Origin of the sequence: Massilia sp. ZL223, from assembly GCF_018119395.1 — a bacterium.
In the GTDB taxonomy this organism is placed as follows: domain Bacteria; phylum Pseudomonadota; class Gammaproteobacteria; order Burkholderiales; family Burkholderiaceae_D; genus Telluria.
Genome location: NZ_JAGPWD010000078.1, coordinates 1 through 4,594, shown reverse-complemented (window position 1 = coordinate 4,594; position 4,594 = coordinate 1). Strand labels below are relative to the sequence as shown.

General features: G+C 63.5%; 3 protein-coding genes and 1 other RNA gene. 1 reads left to right on the top strand and 3 read right to left on the bottom strand.

What is annotated here, in order from left to right:
* The 3 genes from dnaX to ubiD all read right to left on the bottom strand — a co-directional run.
* The coding region (dnaX, locus tag KBW95_RS24390) for a DNA polymerase III subunit gamma/tau (RefSeq protein WP_211529550.1) at nucleotides 1–1,112 on the bottom strand (1,112 nt) is incomplete at its 3' end.
* 147 nt (nucleotides 1,113–1,259) lie between these two features.
* Nucleotides 1,260–1,358, bottom strand: an RNA gene (gene ffs, locus KBW95_RS24385) — signal recognition particle sRNA small type.
* Between the two features lie 200 nt (nucleotides 1,359–1,558).
* Nucleotides 1,559–3,043, bottom strand: coding sequence for a 4-hydroxy-3-polyprenylbenzoate decarboxylase (ubiD, locus tag KBW95_RS24380; protein WP_211526442.1), 1,485 nt, complete (start codon nucleotides 3,041–3,043; stop codon nucleotides 1,559–1,561).
* 568 nt (nucleotides 3,044–3,611) lie between these two features.
* On the opposite strand from ubiD, the gene KBW95_RS24375 reads away from it, so the two are divergent.
* On the top strand, nucleotides 3,612–4,409 hold the full coding sequence (locus tag KBW95_RS24375) for a transglycosylase SLT domain-containing protein (RefSeq protein ID WP_373888852.1): 798 nt from the start codon (nucleotides 3,612–3,614) through the stop codon (nucleotides 4,407–4,409).
* The last annotated feature ends 185 nt before the right edge of the window (nucleotides 4,410–4,594 follow it).

Genomic DNA, 4,594 nt, shown 5'->3' with positions numbered 1-4,594 from the left:
TCCGCCCCGCCCTGTCCGGGACGAAAGGCAAGCATGCGCAGCAGGGTCATCGTGAAGCCGGCGTACTCGTCCGGCGCCAGGCCGATCTCGTTACGGCCGTGCACGGCGATCTGGTAATACAGCTGCACTTCCTGCGGGTCGAACAGCTCGGCCAGGCGCAAGATGTCGCTCAATTCGGGCAGGTCTTGCGGCACGGCGGCCGGCACGCTCTGGGCCAGGGCAATGCGGTGCAGCAGGGTGCCGAGGTCTTGCAGCGCGCCGTTGTAGGACAGGCTGCGGCTGGCCATCTCGTCGGCCACCGCCATCAGGTCGGCGCCGTCCTGGGCGGCCAGCGCGTCCAGCAGGCGCACCAGGTAGGACTGGTCGAGCGCGCCCAGCATGCCCTGCACCGCGTCCAGGGTCACCTGGCCGGCGGCATAGGCGATCGCCTGGTCGGTCAGCGAGAGCGCGTCGCGCATCGAGCCGTGCGCGCCTTGCGCCAGCAGGCGCAGCGCGGGCTGCTCGAAGCTGACGCCTTCCTGGCCCAGGATGTTTTCCAGGTGGCCCACGATGTGGCCCGGGGGCATTTGCTTCAGGTTGAACTGGAGGCAGCGCGACAGCACCGTCACCGGGATCTTTTGCGGATCGGTGGTCGCGAGGATGAACTTGACGTGCGGCGGCGGTTCCTCGAGCGTCTTGAGCATCGCGTTGAACGCGTGGTTGGTGAGCATGTGCACCTCGTCGATCATGTAGACCTTGAAGCGCGCATTGCTCGGCGCATAGACGGCCTGCTCGAGCAGCTGGGCCATCTCGTCGACGCCGCGGTTGGAGGCCGCGTCCATCTCTATATAGTCGACGAAGCGGCCGGCGTCGATTGCGCGGCAGGCTTCGCATTGCCCGCAGGGTTCGGCAGTGATGCCGCCCTGCCCGTCCGGGCCGGTGCAGTTGAGCGACTTGGCCAGGATCCGCGACAAGGTGGTCTTGCCGACCCCGCGCGTGCCGGTGAACAGATAGGCGTGGTGCAGGCGGCCGGTCCTCAACGCATGGGTCAGCGCACGAACGACGTGCTCCTGGCCGACCAGCGTTTCGAAGTTCTTGGGACGGTATTTGCGGGCGAGGACTTGATAGGACATGCCGAGATTTTACCGCAGATGGCCGTTGCCGCGAACAATCTGTGGCCATGCTTTCAAGCATCACTAGCGACGGGCGAAGCACATCGGCGACTTCACGGTCGTGTCGAAGCGGAAACTGACTAGGGAGGGTAAAGCAGGAGGAAGATAAGAGGCGAGCCTGATCTGCGGCACTTGCGGTGAACGGCTTTGGCTGCTTCGTTCCCGACCTGACCAGGTAAACCATGCCACAATGCGCAGGGGCCCGCCAGCAGTCATTATACCGCACCCCATCCCGTTTGGGAAACGGCGGGCAAACTGCCCGCGCTTACTATTCAGTTAGCTTGTAAACCGTCGTTCCGGCGACGGCCGGAACCCAAGTTTCGCGGCTCGACGGCGCATGCAAACTTGGACCCCGGCCGAGGGGGACGCCGAGTCCCGGGGCGACGTGCATAATTTAGCGGCTGCTCTTAGATACCTAGCTGCTGCCAGATATCGTCGACCTTGCGCTTGACCGCCTCATCCATCACGATCGGCGTGCCCCACTCCCGATTGGTCTCGCCCGGCCACTTGTTCGTGGCGTCGATCCCCATCTTGCTCCCCAGCCCGCTGATCGGCGAGGCGAAGTCCAGGTAATCGATCGGCGTGTTATCGACCATGACCGTATCGCGCGTCGGATCGACCCGGGTCGTGATCGCCCAGATCACTTCCTTCCAGTCGCGCACGTCGACGTCTTCGTCCACCACCACGATGAACTTGGTATACATGAACTGGCGCAGGAAGCTCCACACGCCGAACATCACGCGCTTGGCGTGGCCCGCGTACTGCTTCTTCATCTGCACCACGGCCATGCGATAGCTGCAGCCTTCCGGCGGCAGGTAGAAGTCGGTGATCTCGCTGAACTGCTTCTGCAGCAGCGGGATGAAGACTTCGTTCAGCGCCACGCCCAGCACCGCCGGCTCGTCGGGCGGTTTGCCCGTATAGGTCGAGTGATAAACAGGATCGCGGCGCATCGTGATGCGGTCGATCGTGAACACCGGGAAGCTGTCCTGCTCATTGTAATAGCCGGTGTGGTCGCCATACGGCCCTTCGAGCGCGTGCTCGAAGCCGGACGGGTGATTGGCATCCGGGTAAATATGCCCTTCCAGCACGATCTCGGCGGACGCCGGCACACGCAGTTCGCTGCCGATGGCCTTGGTCAGCGCGGTGCGGCTGCCGCGCAGCAGGCCGGCGAACTGGTATTCGGACAGGCTGTCCGGCACCGGCGTCACCGCGCCCAGGATGGTGGCCGGGTCGGCGCCCAGCGCCACCGCGATCGGATAGGGCTTGCCCGGATTGGCCAGCGCATGCTCGCGGAAGTCGAGCGCGCCGCCGCGGTGGGCCAGCCAGCGCATGATGACTTTGTTCGGCCCCAGCACCTGCTGGCGATAGATGCCCAGGTTCTGGCGCTTCTTGTTAGGCCCTTTGGTGATCACCAGGCCCCAGGTGATCAGGGGCGCCACGTCGCCCGGCCAGCAATGCTGGATCGGCAGCCTGGCCAGGTCGACGTCCTGCCCTTCCCAGACGATCTCCTGGCAAGGCGCGCCGCGCACTTCCTTGGGGGCCATGTCCCACACCGCCTTGACGAGCGAACCGAGGCCCATGATGTCCCTGAAACCCTTGGGCGGTTCGGGCTCCTTGAGGCGGGCCAGCACATGGCCGATGCGGCGCAGCTCGCCCACGTCGTCCGCGCCCATGCCCAGGGCCACGCGGCGCGGCGTGCCGAACAGGTTGCCGAGGACGGGGATGGTGTGGCCGGTGGGCTGGGTGAACAGGAGCGCCGGGCCGCCGGCGCGCAGGGTGCGGTCGCAGACCTCCGTCATCTCGAGGTTCGGCGACACCGGGATTCCTACGCGCTTGAGTTCGCCCATGCTGTCCAGCTGGGCCATGAAATCCCGTAAGTCTGTATATTTCATCAATCTTTTATCGTTTTTTCAACTGCATTTGGTTAGTGAACGATGCCGCCCAAGTCCTTGAATTGCTGAGTAATTTCCAGATTGACCTCTGGAAATCAGAACTAAAAGTAATAAGGACGGAAAGTGCTAGGGTTGACTTGATATAAGCTCGCCCCTACAATCCACCCTACTTGATGAGGCAGGCACGTCTTTTTGACACCATTTTAGCTGTTCTCACTCATTCACGGGGTCGGGGCCCCACATGACATTTTAAGGAGTGTTTTCATTGGGCGTCTGCCCAGAACCCCGAGTTAGTTGTTGAGCCACTGGTCCCTGCCGCCCTGGCCATACCAGCTTAAGCAAAGCAATGACGGCGTCAGTCCACCGCAAGGCGGCGACAGACGATATTTCTGATGCACGGCAACGTACGTCCAAACGAAGCGCTTACTGCGCTCCGACGGGATCGTTTTTGCCGCGACAAAAGGGAGATTCGATGATGCATCGTTTCATCGCGAGCGCACGGCTCGTCCAAACCATGGCCAGCCAGCCAATCACGTGGGCTTCCGTGACGAAAGCGACACGCGGTCTATTGACCACCGCACAATACACACTGACCGTATGCGGTCTGACGGCAATCGCCGCGCTCGCGCTGCTGTACACCAACGACGACGTCGCCAAGCGCGTCTCGCAACTGCTGCATCCGCAGCCGACCATCGTGGCCGCCGCACCGGTCGCCACGAACGCCATGACCGTGGCGGAAGCCGTGGCCGAAGAAGCCGCCGACGAGACACATCCCGCGCTGCGCAACACCAAGCAGCAGCAATGGGTGACCGACTGGCTGTCCAAGCGCTACCGCGTCGCCAGCGACGCCGCCAACATGCTGGTCTCGACCGCCTACATGACGGCGCACGAGGTCAAGCTGGACCCGCTGCTGATCCTGGCGGTGATGGCGATCGAATCGGGCCTGAACCCGTTCGCGGAAAGCCCGGTGGGCGCCAAAGGCTTGATGCAGGTCATGGCCAAGGTGCACCACGACAAGTTTGCGGAAGTGGGCGGCCAGGAAGCTGCGCTGAATCCGGTCGCCAACATCCGTGTCGGCGCCCTGATCCTGAAGGATTACGTGAAGCGTACCGGCTCGGTCGAGGGTGGCCTGAAGACCTATGTGGGCGCGGCCGACCTGGAAACCGATTCGGGCTACGGCTCGAAGGTGCTGGCGGAATACCGCCGCCTGAAGCAGGTGGCGCGCGGCCAGAAGGTGCCGACCTTCACCCCGCGTGAACCGGCGGCGCCGATCATGGTCAGCAAGCCGGCTGAGCCGGTGGTGAAGCCGGAAACGGCTCCGGCCGAAGCGCCGGCGCCGGCGGCGGAAGTGATCGCCGGGCTGTAAGCGGTAAGAACTCCTCTTGAACCACTGCTGCGGCGGTGGTTTTTTTATGGGCGTGTGGCTTCTCTGGCGCTCCTGGGATGCGGGCAAACTTGGGTCCCGGCCTGCGCCGGGACGACGTGCATAGGATTGTGGGCAGTGGAAGCGCCAACCATATTCACAAGCGCTAGCACGTCGTCCCAGCGAAG

Bases quoted from the DNA above. Each gene is read 5' to 3' on its own strand.
- ubiD (WP_211526442.1), bottom strand. From the start codon at position 3,043: ATGAAATATACAGACTTACGGGATTTCATGGCCCAGCTGGACAGCATG.